Origin of the sequence: Streptomyces sp. NPDC001750 (assembly GCF_042892615.1) — a bacterium.
Taxonomy (GTDB): Bacteria; Actinomycetota; Actinomycetes; order Streptomycetales; family Streptomycetaceae; genus Streptomyces.
This window is the reverse complement of record NZ_JBIAUE010000002.1, coordinates 397,223-412,725: the sequence shown is the minus strand read 5'-3', so window position 1 is coordinate 412,725 and position 15,503 is coordinate 397,223. Positions and strand designations below refer to the sequence as shown.

10 protein-coding genes are annotated in these 15,503 nt (G+C 72.8%); 3 read left to right on the top strand and 7 right to left on the bottom strand.

Features of this window, described 5'->3' with window-relative positions; genetic code table 11:
* Positions 1 to 9: 9 nt before the first annotated feature.
* From ACFYY6_RS05130 to mce, 7 genes are all read right to left on the bottom strand, one after another.
* Positions 10 to 885, bottom strand: a complete 876-nt coding sequence (locus ACFYY6_RS05130; protein WP_389191721.1) for an ABC transporter permease subunit — start codon at positions 883 to 885, stop codon at positions 10 to 12.
* On the bottom strand, positions 882 to 2,018 hold the full coding sequence (locus ACFYY6_RS05125; RefSeq protein ID WP_351524380.1) for an ABC transporter ATP-binding protein: 1,137 nt from the start codon (positions 2,016 to 2,018) through the stop codon (positions 882 to 884). Before ACFYY6_RS05125 ends, ACFYY6_RS05130 begins: the two co-directional genes overlap by 4 nt.
* 218 nt (positions 2,019 to 2,236) lie before the next feature.
* A complete protein-coding gene (locus ACFYY6_RS05120) occupies positions 2,237 to 3,016 on the bottom strand; it encodes an ABC transporter permease subunit (RefSeq protein ID WP_351524381.1) in 780 nt (259 codons plus the stop codon).
* Positions 3,017 to 3,021: 5 nt separating this feature from the next.
* Positions 3,022 to 4,158, bottom strand: a complete 1,137-nt coding sequence (locus tag ACFYY6_RS05115; RefSeq protein WP_351631009.1) for an ATP-binding cassette domain-containing protein — start codon at positions 4,156 to 4,158, stop codon at positions 3,022 to 3,024.
* A gap of 96 nt (positions 4,159 to 4,254) precedes the next feature.
* Positions 4,255 to 5,193 carry a cellulose-binding protein gene (locus ACFYY6_RS05110; RefSeq protein ID WP_351524383.1) on the bottom strand — a complete coding sequence of 313 codons (939 nt, stop codon included), beginning with the start codon at positions 5,191 to 5,193 and terminating at the stop codon, positions 4,255 to 4,257.
* A 492-nt stretch (positions 5,194 to 5,685) separates the two neighbouring features.
* Positions 5,686 to 9,609, bottom strand: a complete 3,924-nt coding sequence (scy, locus tag ACFYY6_RS05105) for a polarized growth protein Scy (RefSeq protein WP_389191718.1) — start codon at positions 9,607 to 9,609, stop codon at positions 5,686 to 5,688.
* Between the two features lie 164 nt (positions 9,610 to 9,773).
* Entirely contained in the window at positions 9,774 to 10,202 is a 429-nt protein-coding gene (mce, locus tag ACFYY6_RS05100; protein ID WP_351524385.1) for a methylmalonyl-CoA epimerase, read from the bottom strand.
* Positions 10,203 to 10,337: 135 nt separating this feature from the next.
* Between mce and ACFYY6_RS05095 the strand changes: the two genes are divergently transcribed.
* The 3 genes from ACFYY6_RS05095 to ACFYY6_RS05085 all read left to right on the top strand — a co-directional run bounded on the left by ACFYY6_RS05095 (position 10,338) and on the right by ACFYY6_RS05085 (position 15,478).
* On the top strand, positions 10,338 to 11,540 hold the full coding sequence (locus ACFYY6_RS05095; RefSeq protein WP_351524386.1) for an acetyl-CoA C-acetyltransferase: 1,203 nt from the start codon (positions 10,338 to 10,340) through the stop codon (positions 11,538 to 11,540).
* A 158-nt stretch (positions 11,541 to 11,698) separates the two neighbouring features.
* Positions 11,699 to 12,655, top strand: coding sequence for a methylmalonyl Co-A mutase-associated GTPase MeaB (gene meaB / locus ACFYY6_RS05090; RefSeq protein ID WP_351524389.1), 957 nt, complete (start codon positions 11,699 to 11,701; stop codon positions 12,653 to 12,655).
* A 291-nt stretch (positions 12,656 to 12,946) separates the two neighbouring features.
* A complete protein-coding gene (locus ACFYY6_RS05085; RefSeq protein ID WP_351524387.1) occupies positions 12,947 to 15,478 on the top strand; it encodes a protein kinase in 2,532 nt (843 codons plus the stop codon).
* The last annotated feature ends 25 nt before the right edge of the window (positions 15,479 to 15,503 follow it).

The following is a 15,503-nucleotide window of genomic DNA, read 5'->3' as shown; positions in this document are numbered from 1 at the left end:
GTCGGCCGGTCACACGTCCCGGCGCTCCAGGACAGCGTAGGCGGCGCCCATCGCCACGGCCGTCACCCCGAGCATGATCCACAGCGAATCCCAGCCGGAGGGGCCGAAACCGGTGACCGAGGTGTTGTAGAACGCGCTGAGCTGGCTCGGGATCGAGTACATGAAGAACGCCTCGCGCAGGCCGGCCAGGGACCGCGAGAACATGAAGATCCCCAGGACCAGCGGCAGCAGCACCACACCGATCATGATCGTGACCGCGCCGGCGGAGTGCCGGACGAGTGCGCCGACCGCCAGGGAGAGCAGCCCCAGCAGCGCGACGTACAGCCCGACGCCGAGCGTGGCGCGCAGCCAGTCGTCCATGCGCGGCTCCTTGCCGTGCAGCAGCGACGCCTGCACCACGGCGACCACGGTGGCCGACACGGTGGTGACGGCGAAGGTCAGCACGAAGAAGACGGCCGCCTTGGCGGTCAGTACACGGGTACGGCTGGGGCAGGCCGTCAGCGTCGTCCGGATCAGGCCCGTCCCGTACTCGGACGTGATGGTCAGCACGCCGAGCGTGATCACGCAGATCGAGCCCAGCAGCACCCCGAAGAAACCGAAGCTGAGCTCCGGGACGTCGCCCAGATCGGAGTCGGTCAGCGTGATCATCGCGGCTATGAGCAGGCCCAGGCCGAGCACCACGATCAGCATGACGCCGAGCGTCCACACCGTGGAGCGCACCGAGCGGATCTTGGTCCACTCGGAGGCGATCGCGTCGGTGAGCGTGGCGGGCCGCAGGGGGATCGGAGAGGCGTAGTACCCGACCGGTGCCTGCTGCCCGTTCCCGTGGGAGAGGGGTGCGTGCAGGCCCGGTGCCTGCGGGTTCGGTGTCGGCGGTGTCGTCATCGGGCTTCCTCGCTGGTCTCGCTCCTGGTCGGGTCCGCGGGGGCCGCCGCGAACCCGGCGTTCCCGGTGCTCCCGACGGCCTCGGCGGGTGTCGCGGACGGGTCCTTTCCGGGCGGCGGCGGGGCGTACCAGCCCTGCTGCGGCACCTCGGGGATCTCCTGCTGCAGTCCGTACCCGTCGTCCGGCACCAGCTGGTGCAGCCCGGCCTTCTCGTCCGCCGTCGAGCGGTAGTCCACGGCGCTCTGCGTCATCCGCATGTACGCCTCCTCCAGCGACGCCTGGTGCGGCGAGAGCTCCCACAGCCGGACGTCCGCCTCATGGGCCACGTCACTGATCCTCGGCAGCGCCAGGCCGGTGATCCGCAGGGCCCCGTCCGGCTCCGACAGCACCTGGCCGCCCGCCTCGATGAGCGAGGCGGTGAGCTTCTCCCGCCCGTCCGGGGCGCCGTCCGCGACCCGCACCCGGGCGAAGTCCGCGGAATTGGCGGCGATGAAGTCCTTCACGCTCATGTCGGCGAGCAGCCGGCCCCGGCCGATCACGATCAGGTGGTCGGCGGTGAGGGCCATCTCACTCATCAGGTGGCTGGAGACGAAGACCGTCCGGCCCTCCGCGGCCAGCGCCTTCATCAGGTTACGGACCCAGAGGATGCCCTCGGGGTCGAGCCCGTTGACGGGTTCGTCGAAGAGCAGCACCTGGGGATCGCCGAGCAGTGCCGCCGCGATCCCGAGGCGCTGGCCCATCCCGAGCGAGAAGCCCTTGGTCCGCTTCCGCGCGACCTCGTGCAGGCCGACGACCCCGAGCACCTCGTCGACCCGTGCGGCGGGGATGCCCGCCAGCTGGGCGAGCGAGAGGAGGTGGTTGCGGGCGCTGCGTCCGCCGTGCACCGCCTTCGCGTCCAGCAGCGCACCGACCTGGCGCGGGGCGTTCGGCAGGTGCCGGAAGGGGTGTCCGCCGATCGTGACATGACCGGCGGTCGGTTGGTCCAGGCCCAGCATCATGCGCATGGTCGTGGACTTGCCCGACCCGTTGGGGCCGAGGAATCCGGTGACGGTGCCGGGCCGCACCTGGAAGGAAAGGTTGTGCACGGCCGTCACAGCGCCGTAACGCTTGGTCAGGCCGACTGCCTCGATCATGCTTCAGCCCCATCGACTCTTGTCCGTCGTCGGGGCCGGGCCGTCCGGCCGCACACCCCCCGTAAGGGTTACGAGGATATCCAGCCCTTGACGGTGGCGGCCAAGTCGTTCCGACGGGTGGCGTCCGCCCGGCCGCGCGGACCGGATGCGTGGGGGACCCGGACGGCCTGTCTCCGGAGCGGCGGTGTCACCCCGGGTACGGGCTCCTCGCCCGTCGTTCACGCGTCGCGCTTCCTCAGCACGAGGTACCCGCCGACCAGCGCCGCCGCCACCCACGCCACCAGGATGCCGAGCCCGCCCCACGGTCCGTAGGGGCTCGGGTCGCCGTTCAGGGCGTCGGGAGCCACCTGCATGATCTTGCGCCCGGCCTGGTCGGGGAAGTAGCGCGCGACCTTCTTCGCGACCGGCACCACCGACAGGATCTGGGAGACCAGGAAGAAGAACGGCATCAGGATGCCCAGCGACAGCATGGAGCTGCGCAGTATGGTCGCCACGCCCATGGAGAAGATCCCGATCAGGCCCATGTACAGCCCGCCGCCGATGACCGCCCGCAGCACATGGGGCGCACCGATGGTCGTGCCGAGGTCGCCGAGCAGGGCCTGGCCGAGGAAGAACGAGACGAAGGCGGTGACGACGCCGACCGCCAGCGCCAGCACACCGGCCACCGCGATCTTGCCGAACAGGAACGTGCCGCGCCGGGGCACGGCCGCCAGCGAGGTCCGGATCATGCCCGAGCTGTACTCCGTACCGACCACCAGGACGCCGAAGACGACCATGGCGAGCTGCCCGAGGGTCAGACCGGAGAAGCTGATCGGGGTCGGGTCGAAGGTGGCCCGCTCCATGGGCGGAAGGTTGTCGAACTGAGCGTTCATCAGCGCGCAGATCGCCGCGCTCATCACGACGGTGACGCCGAACGCGGCGATGAGCGTCCAGACGGTCGACGAGACCGTACGGATCTTGGTCCATTCGGAGGTCAGGACCGCGGGTACCGATGCCATCGTCGTCAGACCTCCTTGCCGGTGATGTCTGTGGTGCCAGTGGTGCCGGTCGTGCTCGTGGTGGCGGTGATGCCTGTGCTGTCCGTGGTGGCGGTGATGCCTGGGGTGCGGGTCGCGTCCGTGGTGCCGGTCGTTCCGGCGGGGTCGATCGCACCGGCGGGGCCGGGGGCGCCCGCGGTCAGCCGGCCGTACTGTTCGCCCCAGCGCGGGCCCGGGGGCGGAGGCGCCGTGCCCGGCTCCGAGTGCGCGTGGTACTCCACCGAGTCCGCCGTCATCCGCATGAACGCCTCTTCCAGGGAGGCCCGCTGGGCGCTCAGCTCGTGCAGCACGATCCGGTGCCGGGCGGCCAGCTCGCCCAGCACCTCGGTGGTGGTGCCGTCGATCTCCAGCACGCCGCTCCCCGCCTCGACCGCGACCAGCCCCTCCGCGTGCAGCACGTCCCGCAGCCGCTCCCGGTCCGGGGAGCGCAGCCGGACGAAACTCCGGGAGTTCCGCTGGATGAAATCGGCCATCGAAGTGTCGGCGAGCAGCCGACCCTGGCCGATCACGATCAAATGGTCGGCGGTGAGTGCCATTTCGCTCATCAGGTGCGAGGAGACGAAGATGGTCCGGCCCTCCGCGGCCAGCGCCTTCATCAGATTGCGGATCCAGTGGATGCCCTCGGGGTCGAGCCCGTTGACGGGTTCGTCGAAGAGCAGCACCCGCGGGTCGCCGAGCAGCGCCGACGCGATGCCGAGCCGCTGGCCCATCCCGAGCGAGAAGCCCCTGGACTTCTTCTTCGCGACCGCGGTCAGACCGACGGTCTCCAACACCTCGGCGACCCGGCTCGCCGGGATGCGGTTGCTCTGCGCGAGACAGAGCAGATTGTTGTACGCGCTGCGCCCGCCGTGCATCGACTTGGCGTCCAGCAGCGCGCCGACGTGCTTCAGGGGTTCGTCGAGGTCGCGGTAGTGCCTGCCGTCGATGCGTACCGAACCGCTCGTCGGGTTGTCGAGCCCGAGCATCATCCGCATCGTGGTCGACTTGCCCGCCCCGTTCGGTCCCAGAAAACCCGTCACCAGCCCGGGGCGGACCCGGAACGAGAGCCGGTCGACGGCGACCTTGTTCCCGAAGCGCTTGGTGAGGCCATCGAGCTCGATCATGAGTTCACGCTAGAACGGCCGCGCGCCCGGCGCCACCACAGGGGCGGAACCGGGCGCGTCAGGGGGTACGCGTGGGTACGGTCGCAGTCGTACGGATCAGCGGGTCTGCTGGGCCGGGACGCCGCGGCCGGACGACTCCTCGTCGGAGGGGGAGCCCGCGGCAGCCACCGCGGCACCGGTGAGCGTCGCCAGCATCTCGCGGACGTTCGTCAGCTGGGCGTTGATCGAGTCGCGGCGGTTGGTGAGCGCCGCCAGCTCGCGCTCCGATTCGCTGCGGATCCGGTCGGCCTTCGCGTTCGCGTCGGCCACGATGTCCTCGGACTGACGCTGCGCGGTCTCGACCGTCTGGCGGGCCCGGCGCTCGGCGTCCGTACGGAGCTTCTCGGCCTCCAGGCGGAGCTGCTCGGCGCGGTGCTCGATCTCGGCGAGGCGCTTCTCGGCCTTGGCCTGACGGGACGCGAGGTCGCGCTCCGACTGGTCGCGGCGCTTGGCCAGGTTGGTCTCGAAGTCCGCGGCGGCCTGGGCGGCCTTGGCACGGGTCTCCTCGAAGAGGGCGTCGGCCTCCTCGCGCTTCTGCGCGGCGTCCTTCTGGGCCTCCGCACGCAGCGTGCCGGCCTCGCCCTTGGCCTTCTCGACGATGCGCACGCCCTCGTCCTCGGCCTTCGCCTTGCGCTCGGCCGCGAACGCCTCGGCGTCGTTGCGGACCTGCTGGGCGGCCGACTCGGCGAGCTCGCGGTGCTGCTCGGCGGCGCGACGGGCCTCCTCGCGCAGGTCCTTCGCCTCCTCCTCGGCCAGGCGGAGGATCTTCTCCACCCGCGCGCCGAGGCCAGCGTACGACGGCTCCGCGTCGGTCACCTGGGCCTGGGCGTTCTGCGTCTCGAGGTGCAGCTCCTCGATGCGCTTTTCCAGAGACGTGATGCGGGCGAGGGCGCTATCACGGTCGGCGACGAGCTTGGTGATGCGGTCGTCCACCTGACCGCGGTCGTATCCGCGTCGCACGAGCTCGAAGCCGAAAGGGGAGGAAGGGTCGCTCATGGGGTTCCTGTCGAAGAGACCGGTGAGGTGTTAGGGGGAATCCTAGGCGCCGGAACGGCGTGTCATCGAGTGGATGCAGGTTTGATCTGGAGAATGACGCCCCTTTTGGGTGGCCGGCCCCCCGTAACGCTTGCCACCCACGGGCTCGAACTCCCCTTTCTCGGCGCGGACATGACGTGATGTCGGCGCCGCTTCCGTGACCGGTGACGACCATTCGGGTGGCCGCCGCCGGTCATGACATCGGGACCGGCTTCGAACCGCCGTCCGCCGTACGAGGTCCGGCAGATGGTCTCCGTTCCGTGACCGGCGACGTCCGCCGGTCACCGAACTGGTGCCGCTCCCGGCAACGTTTGCCCCGTCGCCCCGTCCGGCACGGCACCTCGCCGCGTTGTCGCATCACCCGAGTACGTCCCGTACGAGGGCGATCCTCCGCCTTGCGATGCACCGCGCCGGACGCCGCGAGCTTCCCGGCAAACCCGTCCGGCCACGGCACTAGCCGGACGACTTGCCGTTCGAGCGGGAGCCCGCGGAGGCACCGGCCTTGACGCCACCGCCCGAACCACCGCCCGAACCCTTGCCGCTCGACGGCGTCTCGAACGACTCCAGGGCCTCCAGCACGTCCTGCACACGCGAGATCTCGGTGTTGATGTCCTCGCGCCGGCGTACCAGCACGTCGAGTTCGCGCTTGCCCTCGGCCACCATGCGCTCGGCCTCGGCCTCGGCGTCCGCCCGCAGCTTCTCGGCCTCGCGGACCAGCGATGCCTTCTTCTGCTCGGCCTCCTTCAGCAGCGACTCGGCCCGCTTCACCGCGGCGATCCGGACCTTGCTCGCCTCCGAATTCGCGTTCGCCAGCAGCTCCTTGGCCTTGGCATCGGCGTCCTCGCGCTGCTCGGTCGCCGCCTTCATCAGCTTGTCGACGCGCTCGCCCGCCGTCTTCATCTGCTCGGCGGTCTCCCGCCGGGCCCGGTCGTGCAGCTCCTCGATCTCGCTCTCGATCCGGGCCCTGAGCTCCTCGGCCCGTTCCCGGATCGCCGTGGCGTCCCGGCGCGCGCCGACCAGCAGCTCGTCGGCGTCCGTACGGGCCCGCTCCACCAGGGAGTTGCCCTCCACAGTCGCCTCCGAGGTGATCCGCACGGCCTCCTTGCGGGCCACGCCGACCATCGTGTCGGCCTGCTTCTCCGCCTCCGTGGCGGTGCGCAGCGCCTCCTCCTGAGCCTTCTCGACGAGCTGGTCCGCCTGCTCGGCCGCGTCGGCACGGCGCTTCGCCGCCGTCTCCCGCGCCTCGTCGAGCAGCCGGTCCGCCTCCTCGCGAGCGTCGCTCCGCATCCGCTCGGCCGCAGCCTCCGCCTCGGCGCGCACCCGCTCCGCCTCCTCGCGGGTACGGGCCGCGTGCTCCTGCGCCGACGCGACGGTGGCCGCCGCCTCCGCGCGCAGCCGTTCCGCCTCGTCCGCGGCCTCGCCGGTCACCCGCTGCGCCTGCTGCTTCGCCTCGTCGACGAGGAGCGCGGCCTGCTGGGTCGCGTCGTCGACCAGCCGCGTGGCCCGTCCCGTCGCCTCCTCGACCAGCTGCGTGGCCTGCCGGGTGGCCGTGTCGACGAGCTCGGTGGCCTGCTGCGTCGATTCGGTGCGCAGCCGCTCGGACTCGCTCGTCGCCTCGCCCACCAGCCGGTCGGCCTGGGCCGCGGCCTCGGACCGCATCCGGTTGGCGTCCTCGCGGGCCTCGGCCCGGCTGCGCGCCGCGTCCTGCTCGGCCGACGCCAGCGAGTCGGACGCCTCGGTACGCATCCGCTGGCTGTACTCCGCGGCGTCCGCGCGCAGCCGCTCGGACTCGGCGATCGCCTCCGCGACGGTCCGCTCGGCCATCGCCTTCGCGGCCTCGGACTCCTCCCGCGCCTCCTGACGGATCCGGGCCGCGTCCTCGCCCGCCCGGTCGCGTTCCGCGTACGCGTCGGTGCGGACCCGGTCCGCCTCCTCCTGCGCCTCGGACCTGGTCCGCTCCGCGGCGTGCTCGGCGGCCGAGCGCAGCCCGGCGATCTCCTCCTCGGCCTGCTCGTGGAGCCCGCTGACCGCGTCCCGCACCTTCTGGGCGGACTGCTCGGCCGCGGCGACGAGCTCGGTCGCCCGGCCGTCCGCCTCCTCGACCAGGCGCTGGGCCTCGGCCTGCGCCTCCTCGACCCGCTTGCGGGCGGAGGCAAGCAGTTCCTCGCTCTGCTCGCGGGCCCGCTCGCGCTCCCGGTTCGCCTCCGTACGGGCCGAGCCGAGGGTCTCCTCCGCCTCCCGGCGACGCCGGTTGGCCTCCTCCCGCGCGGCCTCCAGGGCCTCGGTGGCCTCCGCCTCCACCCGTTCGGCGGCGGCCGCGGCCTCCGACCGCAGCCGGTCGGCGCTCTCCTTGGCCTCGGACTTGAGCCGCTCCGCCTCCGCGGCGGCCTCCGACCGCAGCCGTACGGCCGTGGACTCGCCCTCCGCGCGCGCCTGCGAGGCGTCCGCGGCGGCCTCGTCGCGCAGCCGCTCCGCCTCCGCCTCCGCCTGCTCGCGCAGCGCCCGCAGCCGCTCGGCGGCCTCCGCGCGCAGCCGCTCGGACTCCTCGTTCGTCTCGCGCCGGATGCGCTCCGCCTCGGCGCGCGCGTCCGTGAGCTCCTGCTCGGCGGCGGTGACCTTGGTTTCGGCCTCGGTCCGCAGCCGGGACAGCTCCTCGGCCGCCTCCGCCTGCCGCGCCGCGACCGCGCGCTCGGTCTCCTCGCGCAGCTCCGCCGCCGCACGCTCCGCCGCGGTGGTGGTGGACTCGGCCTGCTCCTCGGCCTCGGTCCGCAGCTGCTCCGCCTCAGCGCGGGCGCGCTCCAGAGCCTCCTCGGCCTGCTTGCGCAGCGAGGCGGCACGCTCGGACGCCTCGGTACGGACCCGTTCGCTCTCCGTGCTCGCGGTGGCGCGCAGCTCCTCCGCGTCGCCCTTGGCCTTCGCCAGCAGCTCCTCGGCGGTCTTCGCGCCCTCCTCGATCTGCTGGACGGCCTCGCGGCGGGCCTCGCCCCGGATCCGCTCGCCCTCGGCGACCGCCTCGGAACGCAGCTGCTCGGCCTCGCCGCGCAGCCGGCGCGCCTCCTCCTGGAGCTCGACCGTCTTGGCCCGGTACTCCTTGGTGTCGTCCTTGGCCGCGCCCTTGAGCTGGTCGGCCTGCTCGGCGGCCTCGTCGCGCAGCCGGTCCGCCTCGGCCTCGGCCTCGCGGCGGATCCGCTCGGCCTCCTCGCTCGCTGCCCGGGTGGTGGACTTCGCGTCCTCGGACGCCTTGGTCAGCACCTCCTCGGCGGACCTGGCGGCCTTGGCGAGCTGGGCGGCGGCGTCCTCGGCGGCGGCCGAACGGGCCTTCTCCGCCGCCTCGGACTTCAGCCGCTCCGCCTCGGCACGGGCGTCGGCGAGCGCCTGCTCGGCCTCCGCCCTGAGCGTCTCGGCCTCCTTGGTGGCCTCGCCGACCAGCCGGGCGATCTCCGACCTGGCCGTGCGCGTGCGCTGCTCGTTGTCCGACTCGGCGGCGGCCAGCCGCTTGACGGCCGCCTCCTTCGCCTCGGAGGTGACCTTCTCGGCCTCCAGCCGGGCCTCGCGCAGCCGGGTCTCGGCCTCCTGCATGCGCTGCTCGGCGGCCCGGTTCAGCTCCGCGGTCTGCTGCCGCGCCTGCTCGGTCTCGGCGGTCGTCGACGACCGCAGCCGCTCGGCGTGACTGGTCGCCTCCTGCGCCTGCGCGGAGGCGGTGCTCAGCAGCCGCTCGGCGTCCTTGCGGGCACGCAGCAGCAGCGCCTCGGCCTCGGCGCGGGCCGCCTCGGCCTCGGCCCCGAGCCGCTGCCGGGTCTCCTCCGCCAGCCGGCCGGTCTCCGCCCGCGCCGCCGCCAGCGCCTGTTCGGCCTCGGCCCTGGACTCCTCCAGCAGCCGGCGTGCCTGGGACTCCGTCCGGGCCCTCAGCTGCTCGGCCCAGGCGACGTTCTCGTTGACGTGGGACTCGACCGTACGGCGGCGCTCGGCCAGCTCCTGGTCGAGCTGCTGGCGACGCTGCACGGCCTCGTTGTGCAACTCGGCCTGGAGCCGCGCCTGATGCTCGGCGTGCTCCTGAAGGATCCGCTGCGTCTGTGCACGTGCCTCGCGCAGCTCCCGCTCGGCGTCGGTGCGCAGTTGCTCGGCCTGGACCTGCGCGTTCCGGAGCAACTGCTCGGCCTGGTAACCGATGTCCGCGTTGTCGTACGCGGGACGGTTCGCGAGATTGCGCCGAGCCTCGTGCAGCTTGGCGCGCAAGACCTCGACCTGGTAACCGAGGTCCTCGGCGTGCTGGACGGCCTTCTCCCGGTCGGTCTTCAGCCGGTCCATCTCGGCTTCGAACCGCGAGAGATGGTCGTCGTCAGCTCGGTGGCTCTCCTGGCGTTCGTAGCCCCGCACTGCGCGGTCCCATCCGTCCCATGGTCGCAACTCTCCTACGAGTACCGTTCGCCGGTGAACGGTCCCCCGGGGAATGGTGACAGATCAACGGCTGGGGACGCGCCGCGGCCCCGACCCGGCCCCGGCCCGGAACGGCCCACTCTACCGGGCCGGGTATCCGGAGGTCAGTGCTCCGCTGCGGAGGTGACCAGTTCGGTCAGGACACCGTGACAGTCCTTGGGGTGCAGGAAGGTGATCCGGGACCCCATCGACCCGGTCCGCGGCTCGTCGTAGAGCACCCTGACGCCCTTCCCCCGGATCTCCGCGGCGTCGGCGTCGACGTCCGCGGTGCCGAAGGCGATGTGGTGGACGCCCTCGCCGTTCTTCGCCATCCACTTGCCGACCGGGGAGTCCTCCCGGATCGGCTCCAGGAGCTGGAGGTACGAAGCGCCGCCGTCGGACGTATCGTTGATCTTGAGCATGGCCTCGCGCACACCCTGCTCCTCGTTGACCTCGGTGTGGAACACCTCGAACCCGTAGGTCGTCCGGTAGAAATCGATGGTCCTGTCGAGGTCGGAACAGGCGATCCCGATGTGGTCGATTCGCGTCAGCATGGAACCAGTGCAGCGCTCCACCGATGGTTACGCAACGTGCGCGCCATCACACCCGTTGCCGGATGACGGGCGGAGTACCGCTCAGTACATTCGAGTAAACCCTCGTTCACATCTCACCCCAAGGGGCTGCGGCTCATGTCAGGAACGACCGGTACCACCTCAGTGATCGTCGCGGGCGCGCGTACGCCCATGGGCCGCCTCCTCGGCTCCCTGAAGAGCTTCTCCGGGGCCGACCTCGGCGGCATCGCCATCAAGGCCGCGCTGGACCGGGCCGGCATCGGTGGCGACCAGGTCGAGTACGTGATCATGGGCCAGGTGCTCCAGGCCGGTGCGGGGCAGATCCCGGCGCGCCAGGCCGCCGTCAAGGCGGGCATCCCGATGAACGTCCCCGCGCTCACCGTCAACAAGGTGTGCCTGTCCGGACTCGACGCGATCGCGCTGGCCGACCAGCTGATCCGCGCGGGTGAGTTCGACATCGTCGTCGCGGGCGGCCAGGAGTCGATGACCAACGCCCCGCACCTGCTCCCGAAGTCCCGCGAGGGCCACAAGTACGGCGCCGTCGAGATGCTCGACTCCATGGCGTACGACGGCCTGACCGACGCCTACGAGAACATCCCGATGGGCGAGTCCACGGAGAAGCACAACACCCGTCTGGGGCTGACCCGTGCCGCCCAGGACGAGATCGGCGCCCTCTCCCACCAGCGTGCCGCCGCCGCCCAGAAGAACGGCGTCTTCGAGGCCGAGATCACCCCGGTCGAGATCCCGCAGCGCAAGGGCGACCCGGTCCTCTTCGCCAAGGACGAGGGCATCCGCGCGGAGACGACCGTCGAGTCCCTGGCCCGGCTGCGCCCGGCCTTCACCAAGGACGGCACGATCACCGCGGGCACCTCCTCGCAGATCTCCGACGGTGCCGCGGCCGTCGTCGTCATGAGCAGGGCCAAGGCCGAGGAGCTGGGCCTGGAGTGGATCGCGGAGATCGGTGCCCACGGCAATGTGGCGGGCCCCGACAACTCGCTCCAGTCGCAGCCGTCCAACGCGATCCTGCACGCCCTGAAGAAGGAGGGCATCCAGGTCGAGGACCTCGACCTGATCGAGATCAACGAGGCGTTCGCGGCGGTCGCCGTCCAGTCCATGAAGGACCTCGGCGTCACCTCCGACAAGGTCAACGTCAACGGCGGTGCCATCGCGCTCGGTCACCCGATCGGCATGTCCGGTGCCCGGCTGGTGCTGCACCTGGCGCTGGAGCTGAAGCGGCGCGGCGGTGGCGTCGGCGCGGCGGCGCTGTGCGGCGGCGGCGGCCAGGGCGACGCCCTGATCGTCCGCGTCCCGAAGAAGTAGGCCGCAGCGGCCCGCCGCCCGGGGACGGGACCGTACGTCCGCCCGGGGGACGGACCGTACGCACGCGAGCGGGTCCGGACCGTACGTCCGGGCCCGGGAACGGCCCGGCTGGGCCGTACGTAGTACACGTGGAGCACGCGCGAGTGAACGGAGCGGTGATGGTGGACGTCCCCACCCTGGTCGAGCAGGCCCGGGCCGGCCGGCCGAGGGCCGTGGCGCGGCTCATCTCCCTGGTCGAGGGGGCGTCGCCGCAGCTGCGCGAGGTGATGGCGGCCCTGGCGCCGCTGACCGGCAACGCGTACGTGGTCGGCCTGACCGGCTCGCCCGGTGTCGGCAAGTCGACATCGACGTCGGCGCTGGTCTCGGCGTACCGGCGGGCCGGCAAGCGGGTCGGCGTGCTGGCCGTCGACCCGTCCTCGCCGTTCTCCGGCGGGGCGCTCCTGGGCGACCGGGTGCGGATGTCGGAGCACGCCTCGGACCCGGGCGTCTACATCCGTTCCATGGCCACCCGCGGGCATCTGGGCGGCCTCGCCTGGGCGGCGCCGCAGGCGATCCGGGTGCTGGACGCGGCGGGCTGCGACGTGGTCCTGGTGGAGACGGTCGGCGTCGGCCAGTCGGAGGTGGAGATCGCCTCCCAGGCGGACACCTCCGTCGTCCTGCTGGCCCCCGGCATGGGCGACGGCATCCAGGCGGCGAAGGCCGGAATCCTGGAGATCGGTGACGTGTACGTGGTCAACAAGGCCGACCGGGACGGGGCGGACGCCACCGCGCGCGAGCTCAACCACATGCTGGGCCTGGGCGAGGCCCGCGGTCCCGGCGACTGGCGCCCGCCGATCGTGAAGACGGTCGCGGCCCGGGGCGAGGGGATCGACGAGGTCGTCGAGGCGCTGGAGAAGCACCGGGCGTGGATGGAGGAGCGTGGCGTCCTCGCCGAGCGGCGTACGGCCCGCGCGGCCCGCGAGGTCGAGACCATCGCCGTCACGCGGCTGCGCGAGCGCATCGGCGATCTGCACGGCGACCGTCACCTCGGCGCGCTCGCGGAACGCATCGTGGCGGGGAGCCTCGATCCGTACGCGGCGGCGGACGAACTGGTGGCGGGGCTCACCGAGGCCTGAGCGGAGGTGGGCGGGGCCCCGGCCACGGCGGCCTCCGGGCCGGACCTCCGAGCCGGGCCGGTCCGCCGGGCGGCCGTGGTCCGGCGCCGGGGCATGGGCCCCATGCGGACGCGGCCGACGGTGCGTCGGTTCCGCCGCCGGGGGTACGGGTCCGGTGCCGTCCCGTGACAGGTCCGGGACCGCGCAGCGTGACGTGTCCGTGGCAAAATTACCGCCGGACGCACGCGACGGAACCCGGCCTTCCCCGGTGTTCCCCGGCGCTGCGCGCGTTGTCGACGGGGGGATTGGCGCATGCTGGGGCCGTTGCGGGAGGACTCGCCCAGAAGGATCGGGCCCTACGGGATACGGGCCAGGCTCGGGGCGGGCGGCATGGGGGAGGTCTTCCTCGCGCTGTGCGAAGCCGGCGCGGCCGGTGATGGGGGCGGAGCGCGGACGGGCGGTGGAGTCCCGGTCGCCGTCAAGACGGTCCGCCGCGATGTGGCGGGCGACCCGGGCTTCCGCGACCGCTTCCGCCGAGAGATCACCGTCGCCCGGTCCGTCGACGGCCCCCACCTCGCCCGGCTGCTCGACGGGGACGCCGAGGCCGAAGTGCCCTGGCTGGCAACCGGATACGTGGCCGGACCGACCCTGTCCGCGGCCGTCCGGGGCGCCGGGGCGATGGACGAGGCCGAGGTGCGGATGCTCGGCGCCGGGCTCGCCCGCGCCCTGGCCGCCGTCCACGCGGCCGGCATCGTCCACCGCGACGTGAAGCCCGGCAACGTGATGCTCGCCGCGGACGGCCCGCGCCTCATCGACTTCGGCATCGCCCGGGACCCCGGCGCGACCCCGCTCACCACCACCAGCCGCATGGTCGGCAGCCCCGCCTTCATGTCCCCGGAGCACGTGGCGGGAAGCGGACGCGTCGTCCCCGCCTCGGACGTCTTCTGCCTGGCCTCCGTGCTGTGCTTCGCCGCCACCGGCCGCGACCCGTTCGGGGATGGCCCGGTCGCCGCCGTGCTCTACCGGGTCAAGTACGTCGAGGCCGATCTCGACGGCGTGCCCGAGGCGCTGCGCGCCGTCCTGGCGGACTGCCTGACCGCCGACCCGTCCGCCCGCCCCACCGCCGGGGAACTCGCCCGGAGGCTGGAGCCAGGAGCCGCCGTGCGGTGGCCGGAACCGGTGGCCCGTCACATCGCCGAGTACGAACGCGAACTGGCCCGCGTCCTCGCGCTCGACGGCCCCCTGCTGCCCGGCTACACCCCCACCGAGGCCGCCACCGGCAGCCACCCGGCACCCCACCAACTGCCCACCCGGGGCACCGATTTCGCGCCCGGCCTGCACATCGCGCCCACCCAGGGCCCCGGCCTCGCCCCGCCCCCGCGCCGCTCCCGCCGCGCCCTGGGAGCCGCCCTCGCCGCCCTGATCGTGCTGGGCGCGGCCACCGGCTCCATCCTGGCCTGGCGGAACGGCCACGGCGACCGCGACACCGCCGACGGAGCGACGGGCAAGGGCGGTTCACCCGCCGCCCGGATCGTGGCGGGGGTGGACGAGAACGGCGGACCGGACGGCTCGGGCACGGTCCCGTACGGCCGCGACGTCCGGCCCACGGGCTGGAAGAAACCCTGGAAGGGCAGGTTCTCCCAGTCGCCGATCGGCTGCTCCGCGGGCCGCGACGTGCTCGTGTGCCGGCTCGTCGACGGCACGTACGAGGCGCTGTCGGCGGCGGACGGGCACCAGCTGTGGACGTTCGGCACCGGTCAGACGAGCAGGGCGGCGGGCTGGGGGCCGCGCGGCCAGTTCTTCATGCCGGCCGACGCCACCCGGCCCACCGTCCACGACGACACCGTGCTGCTCGCCGCGGGCGGCCGGCTGCAGTCGCTGGACGCGCGGACCGGCGCAGTCCGCTGGGAGACCGAGTCCGGTGGCGCGCACGACCTGCACAGTGCTCCGCTGGTCCTCGGAGACCTGGTCTTCGCCGCGACCACGGCCGCCCCGGAGGGTGCCTCGCTCGCCGCCCACGACCGCGCGACCGGCACCCGGAAGTGGGAGAAGCCGCTGGCCCCGCAGACCGTCTCCAATGCGCGCAAGGGCAACTTCTGGCCGGTCGCCACCGACGGAAAGGTGCTGTACGCGATCGGCGAGGAAGCGCCGAAGGCGTTCCGGCCCGAGGACGGTGCCCTGCTGGGCACGGCCGGTGGCGAGGCCGTGCAGGGCGAGGGGAAGGGTCGCACCAGTACGGGCTGCGGGGAACTACGGGTGCGGGGTCGTTCGGCCTTCTGTGCCGTCGACGTCAGGAACGACGACCCCTCCGGCTTCGGCTTCGACATGATCGCCCTGCGGTACGAGGCCGGGACGCTCCAGGCGGAGGGGCGGGTGCCGCTCGACCGGGCACTGGTCGCCGGGGCGCGCCTGACCGCGCTCGACGACACCGTGATCACGTTCCGCCGGAGGGGCGAGGAGTACACACCGGGCGTGCCGGACGAACTCGTCGTCGTGAGCCGTGACGGCGGCCGCACGCTCGGCCGGTTCCCGCTCGGCGGGAAGCAGGCGCCGGGCATGAGCAACCCGGTCTCCGACCCGTTGATCGTCGCGGACACCCTGGTGTGGGCGGACAGCACCACCCTGTACACGGTTCCGATCCGTCACGACGGCACCCTCGGCCCCCTGCAGCGGACCCGGACGGCGGGCGCCCCGGGGCCGAGCCGGACACCGACGTACGACCCCGTGCCCAATGGCGTCGAGCTCGACAAGGAACTGCTCGACCCGCAGGTGCTGCCGGTCGGTGGCGTCGTCCACGTCGTCTACGACGACGGCACCACGCTCTCCGTGCCGCTGCCCGGGTGAACCGCCTGACGCACAGCTGAATCGT

Bases quoted from the DNA above. Each gene is read 5' to 3' on its own strand.
- ACFYY6_RS05130 (WP_389191721.1), bottom strand. From the start codon at position 885: ATGACGACACCGCCGACACCGAACCCGCAGGCACCGGGCCTGCACGCA.
- ACFYY6_RS05125 (WP_351524380.1), bottom strand. From the start codon at position 2,018: ATGATCGAGGCAGTCGGCCTGACCAAGCGTTACGGCGCTGTGACGGCC.
- ACFYY6_RS05120 (WP_351524381.1), bottom strand. From the start codon at position 3,016: ATGGCATCGGTACCCGCGGTCCTGACCTCCGAATGGACCAAGATCCGT.
- ACFYY6_RS05115 (WP_351631009.1), bottom strand. From the start codon at position 4,158: ATGATCGAGCTCGATGGCCTCACCAAGCGCTTCGGGAACAAGGTCGCC.
- ACFYY6_RS05110 (WP_351524383.1), bottom strand. From the start codon at position 5,193: ATGAGCGACCCTTCCTCCCCTTTCGGCTTCGAGCTCGTGCGACGCGGA.
- mce (WP_351524385.1), bottom strand. From the start codon at position 10,202: ATGCTGACGCGAATCGACCACATCGGGATCGCCTGTTCCGACCTCGAC.
- ACFYY6_RS05095 (WP_351524386.1), top strand. From the start codon at position 10,338: ATGTCAGGAACGACCGGTACCACCTCAGTGATCGTCGCGGGCGCGCGT.
- meaB (WP_351524389.1), top strand. From the start codon at position 11,699: ATGGTGGACGTCCCCACCCTGGTCGAGCAGGCCCGGGCCGGCCGGCCG.
- ACFYY6_RS05085 (WP_351524387.1), top strand. From the start codon at position 12,947: ATGCTGGGGCCGTTGCGGGAGGACTCGCCCAGAAGGATCGGGCCCTAC.